This window comes from Streptomyces viridiviolaceus (assembly GCF_014650995.1).
Taxonomy (GTDB): Bacteria; Actinomycetota; Actinomycetes; order Streptomycetales; family Streptomycetaceae; genus Streptomyces; species Streptomyces viridiviolaceus.
In genome coordinates this window covers 124487-138594 of the sequence record NZ_BMWA01000005.1, presented here as the reverse complement: position 1 = coordinate 138594, position 14108 = coordinate 124487, and the positions used below count along the sequence as shown (strand labels likewise).

The 14108-nt window shown below is 72.8% G+C and carries 15 protein-coding genes; 10 read left to right on the top strand and 5 right to left on the bottom strand.

The features are described 5' to 3' along the window. Window positions 1–97: 97 nt before the first annotated feature. On the top strand, window positions 98–787 hold the full coding sequence (locus IE260_RS08440) for a class I SAM-dependent methyltransferase (RefSeq protein ID WP_189869856.1): 690 nt from the start codon (window positions 98–100) through the stop codon (window positions 785–787). On the opposite strand, the gene IE260_RS08435 is transcribed toward IE260_RS08440, so the two are convergent. Together IE260_RS08435 and IE260_RS08430 are read right to left on the bottom strand one after the other, a co-directional pair. After that, window positions 788–1162, bottom strand: a complete 375-nt coding sequence (locus IE260_RS08435; protein WP_189869855.1) for a fic family toxin-antitoxin system, toxin component — start codon at window positions 1160–1162, stop codon at window positions 788–790. 4 nt (window positions 1163–1166) lie between these two features. Continuing rightward, entirely contained in the window at window positions 1167–1385 is a 219-nt protein-coding gene (locus IE260_RS08430; RefSeq protein WP_189869854.1) for a toxin-antitoxin system HicB family antitoxin, read from the bottom strand. Between the two features lie 207 nt (window positions 1386–1592). Between IE260_RS08430 and IE260_RS08425 the strand changes: the two genes are divergently transcribed. The 9 genes from IE260_RS08425 (at window position 1593) to mug (ending at window position 11773) form a co-directional block, all read left to right on the top strand. Beyond that, window positions 1593–2399, top strand: coding sequence for an ABC transporter ATP-binding protein (locus IE260_RS08425; protein ID WP_189869853.1), 807 nt, complete (start codon window positions 1593–1595; stop codon window positions 2397–2399). A 4-nt stretch (window positions 2400–2403) separates the two neighbouring features. Continuing rightward, entirely contained in the window at window positions 2404–4971 is a 2568-nt protein-coding gene (locus tag IE260_RS08420; RefSeq protein WP_189869852.1) for an ABC transporter permease, read from the top strand. Window positions 4972–5015: 44 nt separating this feature from the next. Continuing rightward, entirely contained in the window at window positions 5016–5906 is an 891-nt protein-coding gene (locus IE260_RS08415; protein ID WP_189869851.1) for an LLM class F420-dependent oxidoreductase, read from the top strand. A 55-nt stretch (window positions 5907–5961) separates the two neighbouring features. Beyond that, window positions 5962–6408 carry a GNAT family N-acetyltransferase gene (locus IE260_RS08410; RefSeq protein ID WP_189869850.1) on the top strand — a complete coding sequence of 149 codons (447 nt, stop codon included), beginning with the start codon at window positions 5962–5964 and terminating at the stop codon, window positions 6406–6408. A 94-nt stretch (window positions 6409–6502) separates the two neighbouring features. Beyond that, entirely contained in the window at window positions 6503–7846 is a 1344-nt protein-coding gene (locus IE260_RS08405) for a hemolysin family protein (RefSeq protein ID WP_189869849.1), read from the top strand. Beyond that, window positions 7843–8856, top strand: a complete 1014-nt coding sequence (locus tag IE260_RS08400) for a hemolysin family protein (RefSeq protein ID WP_189869848.1) — start codon at window positions 7843–7845, stop codon at window positions 8854–8856. The genes IE260_RS08405 and IE260_RS08400 overlap by 4 nt, the downstream gene beginning before the upstream one ends. Before the next feature lie 64 nt (window positions 8857–8920). Further along, window positions 8921–9700 (top strand): SGNH/GDSL hydrolase family protein, encoded by a 780-nt coding sequence (locus IE260_RS08395; RefSeq protein ID WP_189869847.1) that lies wholly within the window; start codon window positions 8921–8923, stop codon window positions 9698–9700. 88 nt (window positions 9701–9788) lie between these two features. Beyond that, window positions 9789–11231 (top strand): adenylosuccinate lyase, encoded by a 1443-nt coding sequence (purB, locus tag IE260_RS08390; RefSeq protein WP_189869846.1) that lies wholly within the window; start codon window positions 9789–9791, stop codon window positions 11229–11231. Next, window positions 11228–11773: a G/U mismatch-specific DNA glycosylase gene (mug, locus tag IE260_RS08385; RefSeq protein WP_189870045.1), complete on the top strand. Its 546-nt coding sequence runs from the start codon at window positions 11228–11230 to the stop codon at window positions 11771–11773. The genes purB and mug overlap by 4 nt, the downstream gene beginning before the upstream one ends. A 94-nt stretch (window positions 11774–11867) precedes the next feature. Here the strand turns inward: mug and IE260_RS08380 are convergent, their stop codons facing one another. The 3 genes from IE260_RS08380 to IE260_RS08370 are packed head-to-tail and all read right to left on the bottom strand — an operon-like array spanning window position 11868 to window position 14014. After that, window positions 11868–12308, bottom strand: a complete 441-nt coding sequence (locus tag IE260_RS08380; protein ID WP_189869845.1) for a hypothetical protein — start codon at window positions 12306–12308, stop codon at window positions 11868–11870. Between the two features lie 57 nt (window positions 12309–12365). Next, on the bottom strand, window positions 12366–13091 hold the full coding sequence (locus IE260_RS08375; protein WP_189869844.1) for an ABC transporter permease: 726 nt from the start codon (window positions 13089–13091) through the stop codon (window positions 12366–12368). Window positions 13092–13093: 2 nt separating this feature from the next. Then, window positions 13094–14014, bottom strand: coding sequence for an ABC transporter ATP-binding protein (locus IE260_RS08370; RefSeq protein WP_189869843.1), 921 nt, complete (start codon window positions 14012–14014; stop codon window positions 13094–13096). Between the last annotated feature and the right edge of the window lie 94 nt (window positions 14015–14108).

Sequence of the window (14108 nt, the reverse complement as noted above, 5' to 3'; positions counted from 1 at the left end):
CGTGGTGGTCGGCGTGAACCGGAGGCGTCGGCCGGGGGTGGACGGGGCTCGTTCGGGGGACAATCGCGGTAAGGCGCCGCCTCGTGAGGGAGGTCCCATGCCGCTGCGATCCGCCCGCTCCCGCGGGGTGCCGCCGGACGCCGTGCACCACCCGGTGTTCGCCCGCTACTACGCCCGGATCAGCGTGACCGCCGAGACCCGCATGGGCATGGGCCGGGTGCGCGAACGCCTGCTGACCGGACTGTCCGGGCGGGTGATCGAGATCGGCGCGGGCAACGGCCTGAACTTCGCTCACTACCCGGGCACCGTCTCGGAGGTCGTCGCGATCGAACCGGAGCGGGTGCTGCGGCAGTTGGCCGTGGAGGCGGCGCTGCGGGCGGAGGTTCCGGTCGACGTGGCGCCCGGCGCGGCGGAGGCGTTGCCGGTCAAGAGCGAGGCCTTCGACGCGGCCGTGGTGTCCCTGGTGCTGTGCAGCGTGCGCGACGTGCGGCGGACGCTCGGTGAGCTGCGGCGGGTGCTGCGGCCCGGCGGCGAGGTGCGGTTCTTCGAACACGGCCGGGGCGGCGGCCGGATGATGACCCTCACCCAGCGCGCGCTGGACCGGACGGTGTGGCCGCGGCTGACGGGCGGCTGTCATGTCTCCCGGGATCCGGTTGCCGCGCTGCGGACGGCCGGGTTCACGCTGGGCCCCTACCGGCGGGTGCTCATGCCGGAGAAGGGACCCGCGCTGCCGACCTCGTACTGCGTACTCGGCACGGCCTGGCGGCCGCCCGGGACCGAGGAGTAGTCACAGGCTCCACTGGCGCAGCTCCCGCGCGATGTCGTCGACCGACGCCTCGCCGCTCTTGACCAGGAGGGCGAGGTCGCGCACCTGCTCGGGCGTCGTGCTGACCTTGACGCCGCTGGCGACCAGGTAGGCGTACGCCACCGCCGAGGCGAAGAGGGCGTTGGACCGCTCCAGCGCGGGGACGTGGATCAGGAGCTGGAGGAGCGCGGCGGCGCGGTCGTGCGGGCCGTCGTAGACGGGGACGCCGAGTATCTCGGCCCGGTGGCGTGCCACGGCGGCGACGAGGGCTCCCCAGTCGGTGACCTGGGGGTCTCCCGGCGTCCGCTGTTCGGCGAGCATCAGCAGCCAGGCGAGGTCGATCGTGAGGTCGTTCAACGGATCAGCGGCGGTCCCCGCCGGCCTCTTCGGCGAACACCTTCTCGTACTCCCGCATGAAGTCGGCGGCGGCCTCCACGAACGTGCGGCCGGCCTCTCCGGTGTCCTGCCGGACCAGTTCCTCGATGTAGCGGTTGACGCTCATGCCGCGCGCCAGGGCGCGTTCGCGTGCCGCTCGGGCGGTGCCCTCGTCCACCCGCACGTTCAACTGGGTCTTGGCCATACCTTGAAGCTAGCGCCGGACCGCTAGCACGGCAAGGACCGCTCCCGCGGCAGGAAGTTGCCCCTTACACGGGCCTGCGGGACCCGACCTGGGGCGGAGAGCGGACGACACCGCAGAGGGATACCGAGCGTGCGTCGGGTCACACTACGCTCGGCCGGGACGAGAAACGTCGGACGTCCGTGTACCGGGACCACCGAGGAGGCCGTCTTGTCCACACCTGCAGCGGAGCACGCCCCGGGCCTGGCGTCGGCCGACCGGACGGCGGCCCGCGCCCGCGGTCTGACCAAGGCGTACGGCTCCGGCGAGACGACGGTGCTCGCCCTGGACTCGGTGGACGTGGACATCATGCGCGGCCGTTTCACCGCGGTCATGGGGCCGTCGGGCTCCGGGAAGTCCACGCTGATGCACTGCCTCGCGGGGCTCGACACCGTGTCGGCCGGTCAGGTGTGGCTCGGCGACACCGAGATCACGGGGCTGAGGGAGCGTGAGCTGACCCGGCTGCGGCGGGACCGGATCGGTTTCATGTTCCAGTCGTTCAACCTCATACCGACGCTGAACGCGCTGGAGAACATCACCCTGCCCATGAACATCGCGGGCCGGGACCCGGACCGGACGTGGCTCGACCAGGTCGTCGACACGCTCGGGCTGCGGGACCGGCTGAAGCACCGGCCGGCTCAGCTGTCCGGCGGTCAGCAGCAGCGTGTCGCCTGCGCGCGGGCGCTGGTCTCCCGGCCCGAGCTGATCTTCGCGGACGAGCCGACCGGCAACCTCGACTCGCGGGCCGGTCTGGAAGTGCTCGGCTTCCTGCGCGAGGCCGTCGACGAACTCGGCCAGACCGTCGTCATGGTCACCCACGACCCGGGTGCCGCGGCCCACTCCGACCTGGTGCTGTTCCTCGCCGACGGACGGATCGTCGACGAGATGCACCGGCCCACGGCGGAGGCGGTGCTGGAGCGCATGCGTCTGTTCACCGGCGCGGGATCGAGGCTCCCCGGCTCCCCCGCCGAGGACTGAAGCCGTGCTGAAGGCGACGCTCAGGAGCTTCCTCGCACACAAGGGACGGCTGCTGCTCTCGGCGCTGGCCGTCGTCCTGTCCGTGGCGTTCGTCGCGGGCAGCCTGATCTTCTCCGACACCCTCGGCCGGACCTTCGACCGGCTGTTCGCCTCCACCGCCGCCGACGTCACCGTCCGTCCCCAGGAGGGTCTCGCCGAAGCCGTTCCGTCCGGCACGACGGCGACCCTGCCCGCCGCGCTCGCCGGCCGCGTGGCCGACGTCGAGGGCGTCGCCGCCGCGCACGTGGACGCGGAGGTCGAGAACCTCACGGTCGTCGACGACGAGAACGAGTCAGTGAGCCCGACCACCGGCGCGCCCACGATAGGCACCAACTGGTACCCGACCGAGCGCAGCCCCGTGGAGCTCACCTCCGGACACGCCCCGCGCGGCCCCGGGCAGGCACTGCTCGACTCGGAGACCGCCGACCGCGCGGACGTGAGGATCGGCGACACGCTCACCGTCGTGGCCCCGCCGGGCTCGTTCCGGGTGGAGGTCGTCGGCATCGTCACGTTCACCACCACCAACCCCGGGGCCGCGCTGCTCTTCGTCGACACCCCGACCGCGCAGACGAAGCTGCTGGGCGACGCGAAGGCCGCGACGGGCATCTCCGTCGAGGCCGCCGACGGGGTGAGCGACGAGCTGCTGAAGCGCCGCGTCGCGGACGCCCTCGGCCCGGACGCCTACGAGTACCGCACCGCCGCCGAGCAGGCCGAGTCCGACGTCGAGCAGCTGGGCGGCTTCCTCGACGTCATCAAGTACGTGATGCTCGGCTTCGCCGGCGTCGCCGTTCTGGTGGGCGTCTTCCTGATCGTCAACACCTTCTCGATGCTGATCGCACAGCGCACGCGGGAACTCGGGCTGCTGCGCGCCCTGGGCGCGGACCGGCGTCAGGTGCGCCGCTCGGTGCTCACCGAGGCGCTGCTGCTCGGCGTGGCCGGCTCCACGCTGGGCCTGGCCGCGGGCATCGCGCTGGCCGCCGGTCTGATCGGCCTGATGAACGCCATCGGCATGAACATCAGCTCCGCCGAGATGGTCATCGGCTGGGCGACGCCGGTCGCGGCGTACGTCGTCGGCATCGGCGTGACGTTCGTCGCCGCCTACCTCCCGGCCCGCCGGGCGGCGGCCGTCTCGCCGATGGCCGCCCTCGCGGACGCCGAGATCGCCGGGGTGGGCCGTCCGCTGCGCACGCGTGCCGTGGTGGGCGGCGTCGTCGGGGCGGCGGGCGTGGCCGCGCTGGCGGGGTGCGCGGCGGCCACGGAGACCGGGTCGGCGGCGTCGCTGCTCGGGCTCGGAGTCCTCCTGACCCTCGTCGCCACCGTGATCGCCGGTCCGCTGCTGGTCCGGCCGGTGATCCGGGTGCTCGGCGCCGCCTTCCCGGCGCTGTTCGGTCCGGTCGGGCGCATGAGTCAGCGCAACGCCCTGCGCAACCCCCGCCGTACCGGTGCCACCGCCGCCGCCCTCATGGTGGGCCTCGCCCTGGTCGGGGGGATGTCCGTGGCGAGCGCCTCGATGACCGAGTCCTTCGACCGGCAGATCGACAAGACGCTGGGCGCCGACTTCATCGTGCAGAACGGCGGCTTCATGCCGTTCCCGCGCGAGGTGACCGACCGGGTGCGCGAGACGCCGGGCGCCGGGCTCGTCGTACGCTCGCGGTTCGCGCCGGTCGCGGTGCGGCTGCCGGACGGCGACCGGGTGGAGACGTCCGCCGTGGGTTACGACCCGCGGCTCGACGAGGTCGCCGACATCCGCTACGCACAGGGGGACACGGCCGCCGCGCTGGCGGCCGGGCACCTGGCGATGGACGCGGACTTCGCGCGGGAGCACGGTGTACGCCTCGGCGGCACCGTCCCCGTCGAGTTCCAGGGCGGGCGCACGGCCGAACTGACCGTGGGCGCACTCACCGACATGGAGTCCGCCGAGGGATTCGGAACGCAGGGAGGACTGTTCCTCGGACTCGGGACGCTTCAGCGGTACGCGCCGGGCGGCCAGGACTCGGCGCTGTACGTGAACGCGGCGCCGGGGACCGCCGACGACGAGCTGCGCGCGGACCTGGAGCGGACGCTCGACCCGTATCCGCAGGTGCAGGTGCGGGACATCGCCGACTACAAGAAGCTGGTGCACGACCAGATCGCCGTGCTGCTCTACCTCGTGTACGCGCTGCTGGGACTGGCGATCGTCATCGCGGTGCTCGGCGTGGTCAACACCCTCGCCCTGTCGGTCGTGGAGCGCACCCGCGAGATCGGGCTGCTGCGGGCGATCGGGCTCTCGCGGCGCCAGCTGCGCCGGATGATCCGGCTGGAGTCGGTGGTGATCGCGGTGTTCGGCGCGGTGCTCGGACTGGCCCTGGGGCTGGTGTGGGGTGTGTGCATGCAGCAGGTGCTGGCGCTCCAGGGCATGACGGCGCTCGCCGTCCCCTGGGGCACGGTCGTCGCGGTCGTGGTCGGTGCGGCGGTGGTGGGCGTCGTGGCGGCGCTGCTGCCGGCGTTGCGCGCGTCGCGCATGAATGTGCTGGCGGCCGTGGCGCACGAGTGATTGACTCGCCGAGTCCTCAAGTCGCCCGTAGCCGAGGAGAGTTCATGTCGCGTCCGTTCCGCTTCGGCGTCAACCTGATGGCTGCCGCACCGGCCGGGGAGTGGAGTGCCAAGTGCCGGCGGGCCGAGGAGCTGGGTTACGACGTGATCCTCGTCCCGGATCATCTCGGCATGCCGGCGCCCTTCCCGGCCCTGGTCGCGGCGGCCCGGGCCACCGAGCGGCCCCGGGTGGGGACGTTCGTGCTCAACGCGGGCTTCTGGAACCCGGCCCTGCTGGCCCGGGAGGTGGCGACCACGGACGCCCTGACGGGCGGGCGCCTGGAGCTCGGGCTCGGCACCGGCTACGTGCGGGCGGAGCACGACGCCGCGGGGCTGCCGTTCGGCTCGCCGCGCGAGCGGGTGGACCATCTGCGGCACACCGTGCAGGAGCTGGACCGGCTGCTCGGCGCGGAGGACCACCAGCCCCGCCCGGTCCAGCGGCCCGGGGTGCCGCTGCTGATCGGCGCGGGCGGCGACCGGATGCTGGAACTGTCGGCCCGGCACGCCGACATCGCGGCGTTCACCGGGGCGCGGTCGGTCCCGGGGAGCACCACCGGGGAGCTGACCCCGGTCACCGCCGAGGAGCTCGACGAGCGCGTCGCGCACTACCAGAGGCTGGCGCGGGACCGGAAGGAACCGGCGGAGCTCAATCTGCTCATCCAGATGGTGTTCGTCACCGACGACCGGGAGGCCGCCGTACGCCCCTTCCTGGAGCGCGTGCCGCAGCTGTCCTCGGAGCAGGTGCTGGAGCTGCCGATCGTGCTGGCCGGAACCCTGGAGCAGATCACCGCGCAGGTCCGGGCGCAGCGCCAGCGGTACGGGTTCACCTACCTGACCGTGCTGGAGCCGTACATGGAGGCGTTCGCTCCGGTGATGCGGGCGCTGCGCGAGGTCTGACGTCCGCATGCCGGAATTCCGCGCGGCCGTCCCCCCTGCGTGGTGGGATCACGGCATGACTGATCTGCGGATACGGGCCGCCGGGCCCGAGGACCTGGACTCCGTGCTCGCCTTCTGGAAGGTGGGCGCCGAGGGGACGAGCATCAGCGACGACCGGGACGGCGTGGAGCGGCTGGTCGCCCGCGACGCCGAGGCACTGATCCTGGCCGAGCGCGGCGGGGACCTGGTGGGCACGGTGATCGCGGGCTTCGACGGCTGGCGCTGCCATCTGTACCGGCTGGCGGTGCACCCGGACCACCGTCGCCGGGGGATCGCCTCGGCCCTGCTCGCCGCCGCGGAGGAGCGGTTCGTCCGCCTCGGCGGGCGCCGCGGGGACGCGATGGTGCTGCAACGCAACGAGCGGGCGCAGCATGCGTGGCGGGCCGCCGGGTACGCGCCGGAGGAGCAGTGGCGACGCTGGGTGAAGCCCCTCGGCGACCGCGGTGAAGCCCTCACCGGCTGAAAGGCAGTGACCACCGGCGCATGAGCGAGTTCCCCGGCGCACGACATCGCGCGATCCTCCACCTTGTGGCCGATCATGGAACCGAGGTGACCCGATGACCGAAGTGCTCCTGTTGCTGGTGGCCATCCTGCTCTCGCTCGCCTGCGGTGCGTTCGTCGCGGCGGAGTTCTCGCTGACCACCGTCGAGCGCGGCGCGCTGGAGCGGGCTGCCGAGCGCGGCGAGCGGGGAGCGGCGGGCGCCCTGAAGTCCGTACGCAATCTGACGTTCCAGCTCTCCGGGGCGCAGCTCGGCATCACGGTCACCAACCTGGTGGTCGGCATGCTCGCCGAGCCCTCGGTCGCCGCGCTGATCGCGGGTCCACTGCGGGAGCTGGGGATCTCGCAGTCGGTGGCCTCCTCGCTGGCGCTGGTGGTCGGCACGGCTCTGTCGACCGTGTTCCTGATGATCGTCGGCGAGCTGGTGCCCAAGAACTGGGCGATCTCCTCCCCGCTGGCGGTGGCCAAGCGGGTGGGCAGCCCGCAGCGCTGGTTCAGCGCCGCGTTCCGGCCTTTCATCACCCACCTGAACAACACGGCCAACCGCGTCGTGCGCCGTCTGGGTGTGGAGCCCGCGGAGGAACTGGCCTCGGCGCGCGGGCCGCAGGAGCTGGCGGCCCTCGCCCGGCACTCCGCCAAGGTGGGTGCCCTGGAGCCGGACACCGCCGAACTGTTCGTGCGCACCCTGAACCTCGCCGACCTGACCGCGGAGAACGTGATGACCCCGCGCATCCAGGTCGTGGCCCTGGACGCCCAGGCGACCTGCGAGGACGTGGCGAACGCGACCCGGGCGACCGGACTGTCCCGGTTCCCGGTCTACCGGGGCAGCCTCGACTCGGTCGTCGGGACCGCACACGTCAAGGACGTCCTGGCCGTGCCCGCCGAGCGCCGGCCCCGGGTACCCGTCTCCGAGCTGATGCGGGAGCCGCTGCTCGTCCCCGAGTCGCTGACCGTCGACCGGCTCCTCGACCGGCTGTCCGGACGCCGCACGATGGCCGTCGTGATCGACGAGTACGGCGGGACAGCCGGCGTGGCCACGCTGGAGGACATCGTCGAGGAGGTCGTCGGGGAGGTGCGCGACGAGCACGATCCGCACGAGACGCCCGAGCTGGACCCGGCCGGCACGGACGCACGGGGACACGCCCTGTACTGGGCCGACGGCTCGGCCCGCGTGGACCGGCTGGCGCGCCTCGGGCTGAGGGTGCCGGAGGGACCGTACGAGACGCTGGCCGGCCTGGTCGCGGCCGGGCTGGGACGCATCCCCGCGGTCGGCGACACCGTCGAGGTGGCCGGCTGGCGGCTGGACGTGGTGGACGCCACCGGGCGCAGGGCGGCGCGGGTGCTGCTGCACGCGCCGTTCGACGACGAGCGGACCGGCGACGACGAGGAGGCCGGACGGTGATCGCCGTACAGCTGCTGATCGGTCTGGCGACACTCGTCGTCAACGCCTTCTTCGTGGGCGCGGAGTTCGCGCTGATCTCGGTGCGCCGCAGCCAGGTCGAGCCGTACGCCGAGGGCGGCGACCGGCGTGCGAAGAGCGTGCTGTGGGGCCTGGAGCACGTGTCGGCGCTGCTGGCGGCGGCCCAGCTCGGCATCACGCTGTGCACCCTGGTGCTCGGCGTGGTCGCGGAGCCGGCGATCGCGCATCTGCTGGAGCCCGTGTTCCACGCGATGGGCGTGCCGGCCGGGGCGGGGCACGCGGTGTCCTTCGTGATCGCGCTGACGCTGGCGACGTATCTGCACATGCTGCTCGGGGAGATGGTGCCCAAGAACATCGCGCTGGCCGAGCCGGTGCGCAGCGCGCTGCTGCTCGGGCCGCCCCTGGTGGCGCTGTCCCGGGCGCTGCGCCCGGTGATCTTCACGATCAACGCCTTCGCCAACGCCCTGCTCAAGCTGCTCAGGGTCGAGGCGAAGAACGAGGTGTCGGCGACCTTCACGGACGCGGAGCTGGCCGAGATCGTGAAGGACGCCAGCGAGGCCGGGCTGATCGACGACCGCGCCCAGGAGCGGCTGCACGACGCCCTGGAACTGGGTCGGCGTCCCGTCCGTGACGTGGTGCTGCCGCTGGAACGCGTCGTCCACGCGCGCGTGGGGATCACGCCGGAGCAGCTGGAGCGGCTGTCGGCCGAGTCCGGGTTCTCGCGTTTCCCCGTGGTGGACGACGGGCGGCGGATCGTGGGCTACCTGCATGTGAAGGACGCCTTGGACACCTCCCCGCGGGACCTGCCGTTCCGGCTGCGGGACATGCGGCCCATCGCGCGGGTGCGGGAGAGCACCCCGCTGGACGACGTGCTCACCGCGATGCGGGGCAGCCGTACGCATCTGGCGGCCGTGCTGGGCAGCGACGGGCGGCTGGCGGGGCTGGTCACCATGGAGGACGTGCTGCGGGAGCTGTTCGGGCAGCGGACGTGAGCCCGAGCACGTTCCGAGGGCGACCGACCGACGGGTATGTGCAGGGGCTACCATTTCTGTCGCCATGCAGACGAACCCCACCCACACCAGCCTCGTCGCCGTCGGCGACTCCTTCACCGAGGGCATGTCGGACCTGCTGCCCGACGGCTCCTACCGCGGCTGGGCCGACCTCCTCGCCGCGCGGATGGCGGCCCGCTCGCCCGGATTCCGGTACGCCAACCTCGCGGTGCGGGGCAAGCTGATCGGGCAGATCGTCGACGAGCAGGTGGACGTCGCGGCGGCCATGGGGGCCGATGTGATCACGCTGGTCGGCGGGCTCAACGACACCCTGCGGCCCAAGTGCGACATGGCCCGGGTACGGGACCTGCTGACGCAGGCCGTGGAGCGGCTGGCCCCGAACTGCAAGCAGCTGGTGCTGATGCGCAGCCCCGGCCGGCAGGGCCCGGTGCTGGAACGGTTCCGGCCGCGCATGGAGGCGCTGTTCGCGATCATCGACGACCTCGCCGGGCAGCACGGCGCCGTGGTCGTGGACCTGTACAGGGCGCAGTCGCTGGCCGACCCGCGCCTGTGGGACGTGGACCGGCTGCACCTGACCGCCGACGGTCACCGCCGGGTCGCGGAGGCCGTGTGGCAGACGCTCGGCTACGAACCCGAGGATCCCCAGTGGCACGCGCCGATCCCGGCGACGCCGCCGCCGGGCTGGATCACGCGCCGCACCGCGGACGTCCGGTTCGCCCGGCAGCACCTGCTGCCCTGGATAGGCCGCAGGCTGACGGGCCGCTCGTCCGGCGACGGGCTGCCGGCCAAGCGCCCGGAGCTGCTGCCGTACGAGGGTCCGGCGTGATCCTTCCCGGGTCCGCGCGGCGTTCGTAGCTTCCGACGAACAACCCCGCGGCGCTGGCCTGCACGAATCGCCAGTAGAATCCGTACACGTGACTTCCGCTCCCGCCAAGCCCCGCATCCCCAACGTCCTCGCCGGACGCTACGCCTCCGCCGAGCTCGCCACGCTCTGGTCGCCCGAGCAGAAGGTGAAGCTGGAGCGGCAGCTCTGGCTCGCCGTGCTGCGGGCCCAGAAGGACCTCGGCATCGAGGTGCCCGACGCCGCGATCGCCGACTACGAGCGCGTACTCGACCAGGTCGACCTGGCCTCGATCGCCGAGCGCGAGAAGGTCACGCGGCACGACGTGAAGGCGCGGATCGAGGAGTTCAACGACCTCGCCGGGCACGAGCACGTGCACAAGGGCATGACCTCCCGCGACCTGACGGAGAACGTCGAGCAGCTGCAGATCCGGCTCTCCCTGGAGCTGATCCGCGACCGCTCCGTGGCCGTCCTGGCCCGGCTGGGCAAGCTGGCCGGCGAGTACGGCGAGCTGGTCATGGCCGGCCGCTCCCACAACGTCGCCGCGCAGGCCACGACGCTGGGCAAGCGCTTCGCCACCGCCGCCGACGAGCTGCTCGTCGCGTACGGACGGGTCGAGGAGCTGCTCGGCCGCTACCCGCTGCGCGGCATCAAGGGCCCGGTCGGCACCGCCCAGGACATGCTGGACCTGCTCGGCGGGGACGCGGGCAAGCTCGCGGAGCTGGAGCGCCGGATCGCCGGGCACCTGGGCTTCTCCGAGGCGTTCACCTCGGTCGGCCAGGTCTACCCGCGCTCGCTGGACTACGAGGTCGTCACCGCGCTGGTGCAGCTGGCGGCGGCGCCGTCGTCGCTGGCGAAGACCATCCGGCTGATGGCCGGGCACGAGCTGGTCACCGAGGGCTTCAAGCCCGGCCAGGTCGGGTCCTCGGCGATGCCGCACAAGATGAACACCCGCTCCTGCGAGCGCGTCAACGGCCTGATGGTGATCCTGCGCGGCTACGCCTCGATGACCGGCGAGCTGGCGGGCGACCAGTGGAACGAGGGCGACGTGTCCTGCTCGGTGGTGCGCCGGGTCGCGCTGCCGGACGCGTTCTTCGCCCTGGACGGTCTGCTGGAGACCTTCCTGACCGTGCTGGACGAGTTCGGCGCCTTCCCCGCGGTCGTGGCCCGGGAGCTGGACCGCTACCTGCCGTTCCTCGCCACCACCAAGGTGCTGATGGGCGCGGTGCGGGCGGGCGTCGGCCGGGAGGTCGCGCACGAGGCGATCAAGGAGAACGCCGTGGCCTCCGCCCTGGCGATGCGGGAGCAGGGCGCCGAGCGCAACGAGCTCCTCGACAAGCTGGCCGCCGACGAGCGCATCCCGCTGAACCGGGCCGAGCTGGACGCCCTGATGGCCGACAAGCTCTCCTTCACCGGTGCCGCGGCCGACCAGGTGGCGGCCGTCGTCGGCCGGATCGAGGAGATCGTCAAGCAGCACCCGGAGGCCGCGGGCTACACCCCGGGAGCGATCCTCTGACCCGCTTCACACCGGCGGAACTGGAGGCCGCCCGCGACCGTCTCGTACCGGACGTCGTCGCGGACGGCCTCCGCGTGCTGTTCTGCGGCATCAACCCGGGTCTGATGACGGCCGCGACGGGTCACCACTTCGCGCGGCCGGGCAACCGGTTCTGGCCGGTGCTGCACCTGTCCGGTTTCACTCCGCGGCTGCTGAAGCCGTCGGAGCAGCAGGAGCTCCTGTCGTACGGGCTCGGCATCACGAACGTCGTCGCCCGGGCCAGCGCGCGGGCGGACGAACTGACCGCCGAGGAGTACCGGGAGGGCGGCCGGCAGCTGGCGCTGAAGGTGGCGCGGCTGCGGCCCCGCTGGCTGGCCGTGGTCGGCGTCACCGCGTACCGGGCGGCCTTCGACGACCGCAAGGCCCAGGTGGGCCCGCAGCCGCGGAGCATCGGGGACACGCGTGTGTGGGTGCTGCCCAACCCCAGCGGGCTGAACGCGCACTGGACGGCACAGACGATGGCGGAGGAGTTCGCGCGACTGCGCGCCGCGGCGGAGGCGTGAGCCGTCCTGGTCGGGGAGGTCACGCGGGCCGGTCGTGGCAGGGCCTGAGCCGTCGTGGCAGGGCCTGGGCCGGTCGTGGCAGGGCCTGGGCCGGTCACGGCGGGGCCGTCTCCGTGACGACGGCGAGCAGCTGGATCTCGTCCTCCGTGTCCCGGTCGGCGACGGCCACCGCGATCCAGCGTCCGGTGCCCTCGGCCTCCCAGAGGCAGGCCACGCGGGCGCGGGCGCTGAGCCCTGCCCACGGCCGGGGTATCTCCTCCCGCTCGGTCCGCAGGAGGACCGTGTCCAGGTTGTACGGATCGGTCTCCCCCCAGCGAGCCGCGAGCCGCTCACCGACGGCGTCGCGGTACTTCTGGTACTGGTCCACCGTGACCCCCCGCTCCCCCTGGTCGCCGCCGCGCAGGCCGTGGCTGCTCTCCAGCACCACGACGAAGTGACCGGGTCCCCCTGTGCCCCCGTCCGACGGGCCGTGCTCCGCCGGAAAGGGACGGAAGCACAGCTCGTCGATGAGGGCGAGGTGCTGCGCGATGTTCATGCGCTCCAGTAAACCGGCCGCCACTGACAATTGGCGGGGCGTCAGCCGCCCGCGGGATCAGGCGTCCCGGCTGCGCAGCCGCCAGACTCCCGCCAGCAGGGCGGCCGTCGTCCACAGCGCGGTGACCGCCAGTCCCGTCCAGGGCCCCAGCGGCCCGTCGTACGTCTCGTACAGCACCACTTGTCCGGCCTTGTCGGGCAGGAAGTCGGTGATGCCGCCCGCCGCGTCGCCGATGACGAAGGAGACGATCAGGATGAAGGGGATGAGCGTGGACAGGGTGGCCGTGCCGCTGCGGAACAGGGCGGTGAGGCCGGCCGCGAGCAGGGCCATCAGCATCAAGTAGATCCCGCAGCCCACGACGCCGCGCGCCTGCTCACCGGCGGTGAGTCCGCCGGCCGCCTCGCCGAGGCCCGCCCGGGCCGCGACGACGGCGGCGCAGGCGGTGAGCAGCCCCACGGCGAGGGCCGGTACGGCGACGACCACGAGCTTCGCCGCGAACCACCGCCCGCGCTGCGGAACGGCGGCCAGCGAGAGCCGGATTCCGTTGCCGTGGTACTCGGACGACACGACCATGGCCCCGAAGGCGATCGCGGCGATCTGGCCGGGCCAGACGCCGGACAGGGCCGTGAACAGCGGGTCGAAGTCCGGGTCGGACGTGTCGGACGCGCCGGCCAGCGCGGAGAACGCCGTGGTGACCGCGAACACGGCCAGCAGCGTGCCGTACAGCGAGCGCAGCGTGCGGACCTTCAGCGCCTCCGAGCGGAGTACGGGCGTGAAGTGCATGGTCAGGTCTCCTGGGTCGGTGTGGCGAACTCGGTCTCGGCGGCCGTCAGGTCCAGGTAGGCCTGTTCCAATGTGCCTTCGTCCGAGGACAGTTCGAGGATCGGGACGCCCGCGCCCGACATGACGCGGCCGATGTCGTCCACGCGCGCGTGGCGCACGCTCCAGTACCCGTCGTCGTGTTCCACGGCGTCATGGCCGTGCCGGGTGAGGACGGCCTTGAGAGCGGTGGCGTCCGAGGTGCGGATCCGGACGCGCGGCTGCACGCGCGCGTCGATGAACTCCCGCATCGGCATGTCCGCCAGCAGACGGCCCCGGCCGAGGACCACCAGGTGGTCGGCGAAGGACGCGGTCTCGTTCATCAGGTGGCTGGAGACCAGAACCGTGCGGCCCTCGGCCGCGAGGCGGCGCAGCAACTCCCGGATCCAGATGATGCCTTCGGGATCGAGGCCGTTGGACGGCTCGTCCAGCACGACCACCGCGGGATCGCCGAGCAGGGCGGCGGCGATGCCCAGCCGCTGGCGCATGCCCAGGGAGTACGTCCGCACCCGGCGGCGCGCCACCGACGCGATGCCCGTCAGTTCCAGCACCTCGTCGACCCGGCCCGGGGGGATGCGGTTGCTCGCCGCGAGCACGCGCAGATGGTCGCGACCGGTGCGCGAGCCGTGCGCGGCGTGCGCGTCGAGCAGGGCGCCGACGTGCCGCAGGGGCTCGTGGAGCGTCGCGTAGGCGCGTCCGCCGACCGTGGCGGTCCCGGACGTCGGCCGGTCGAGGCCGAGCACCAGCCGCATGGTGGTGGACTTCCCGGCGCCGTTGGGGCCGAGGAAGCCGGTGACGCGGCCGGGCCGCACGGTGAAGGTGAGGTGGTCGACGGCTCGCCGGGTGCCGTACTCCTTGGTGAGGTCCTTGACGTCGATGCTGGTCATGGCAGCAGCGTCGCCGGTCGCGACGGGTCAGGGCCTCCCCCACTGGTGGAGAGCGCCTCCCCCGGCCGGGGGAGGCGCGTCGTCGGCGGCTGCT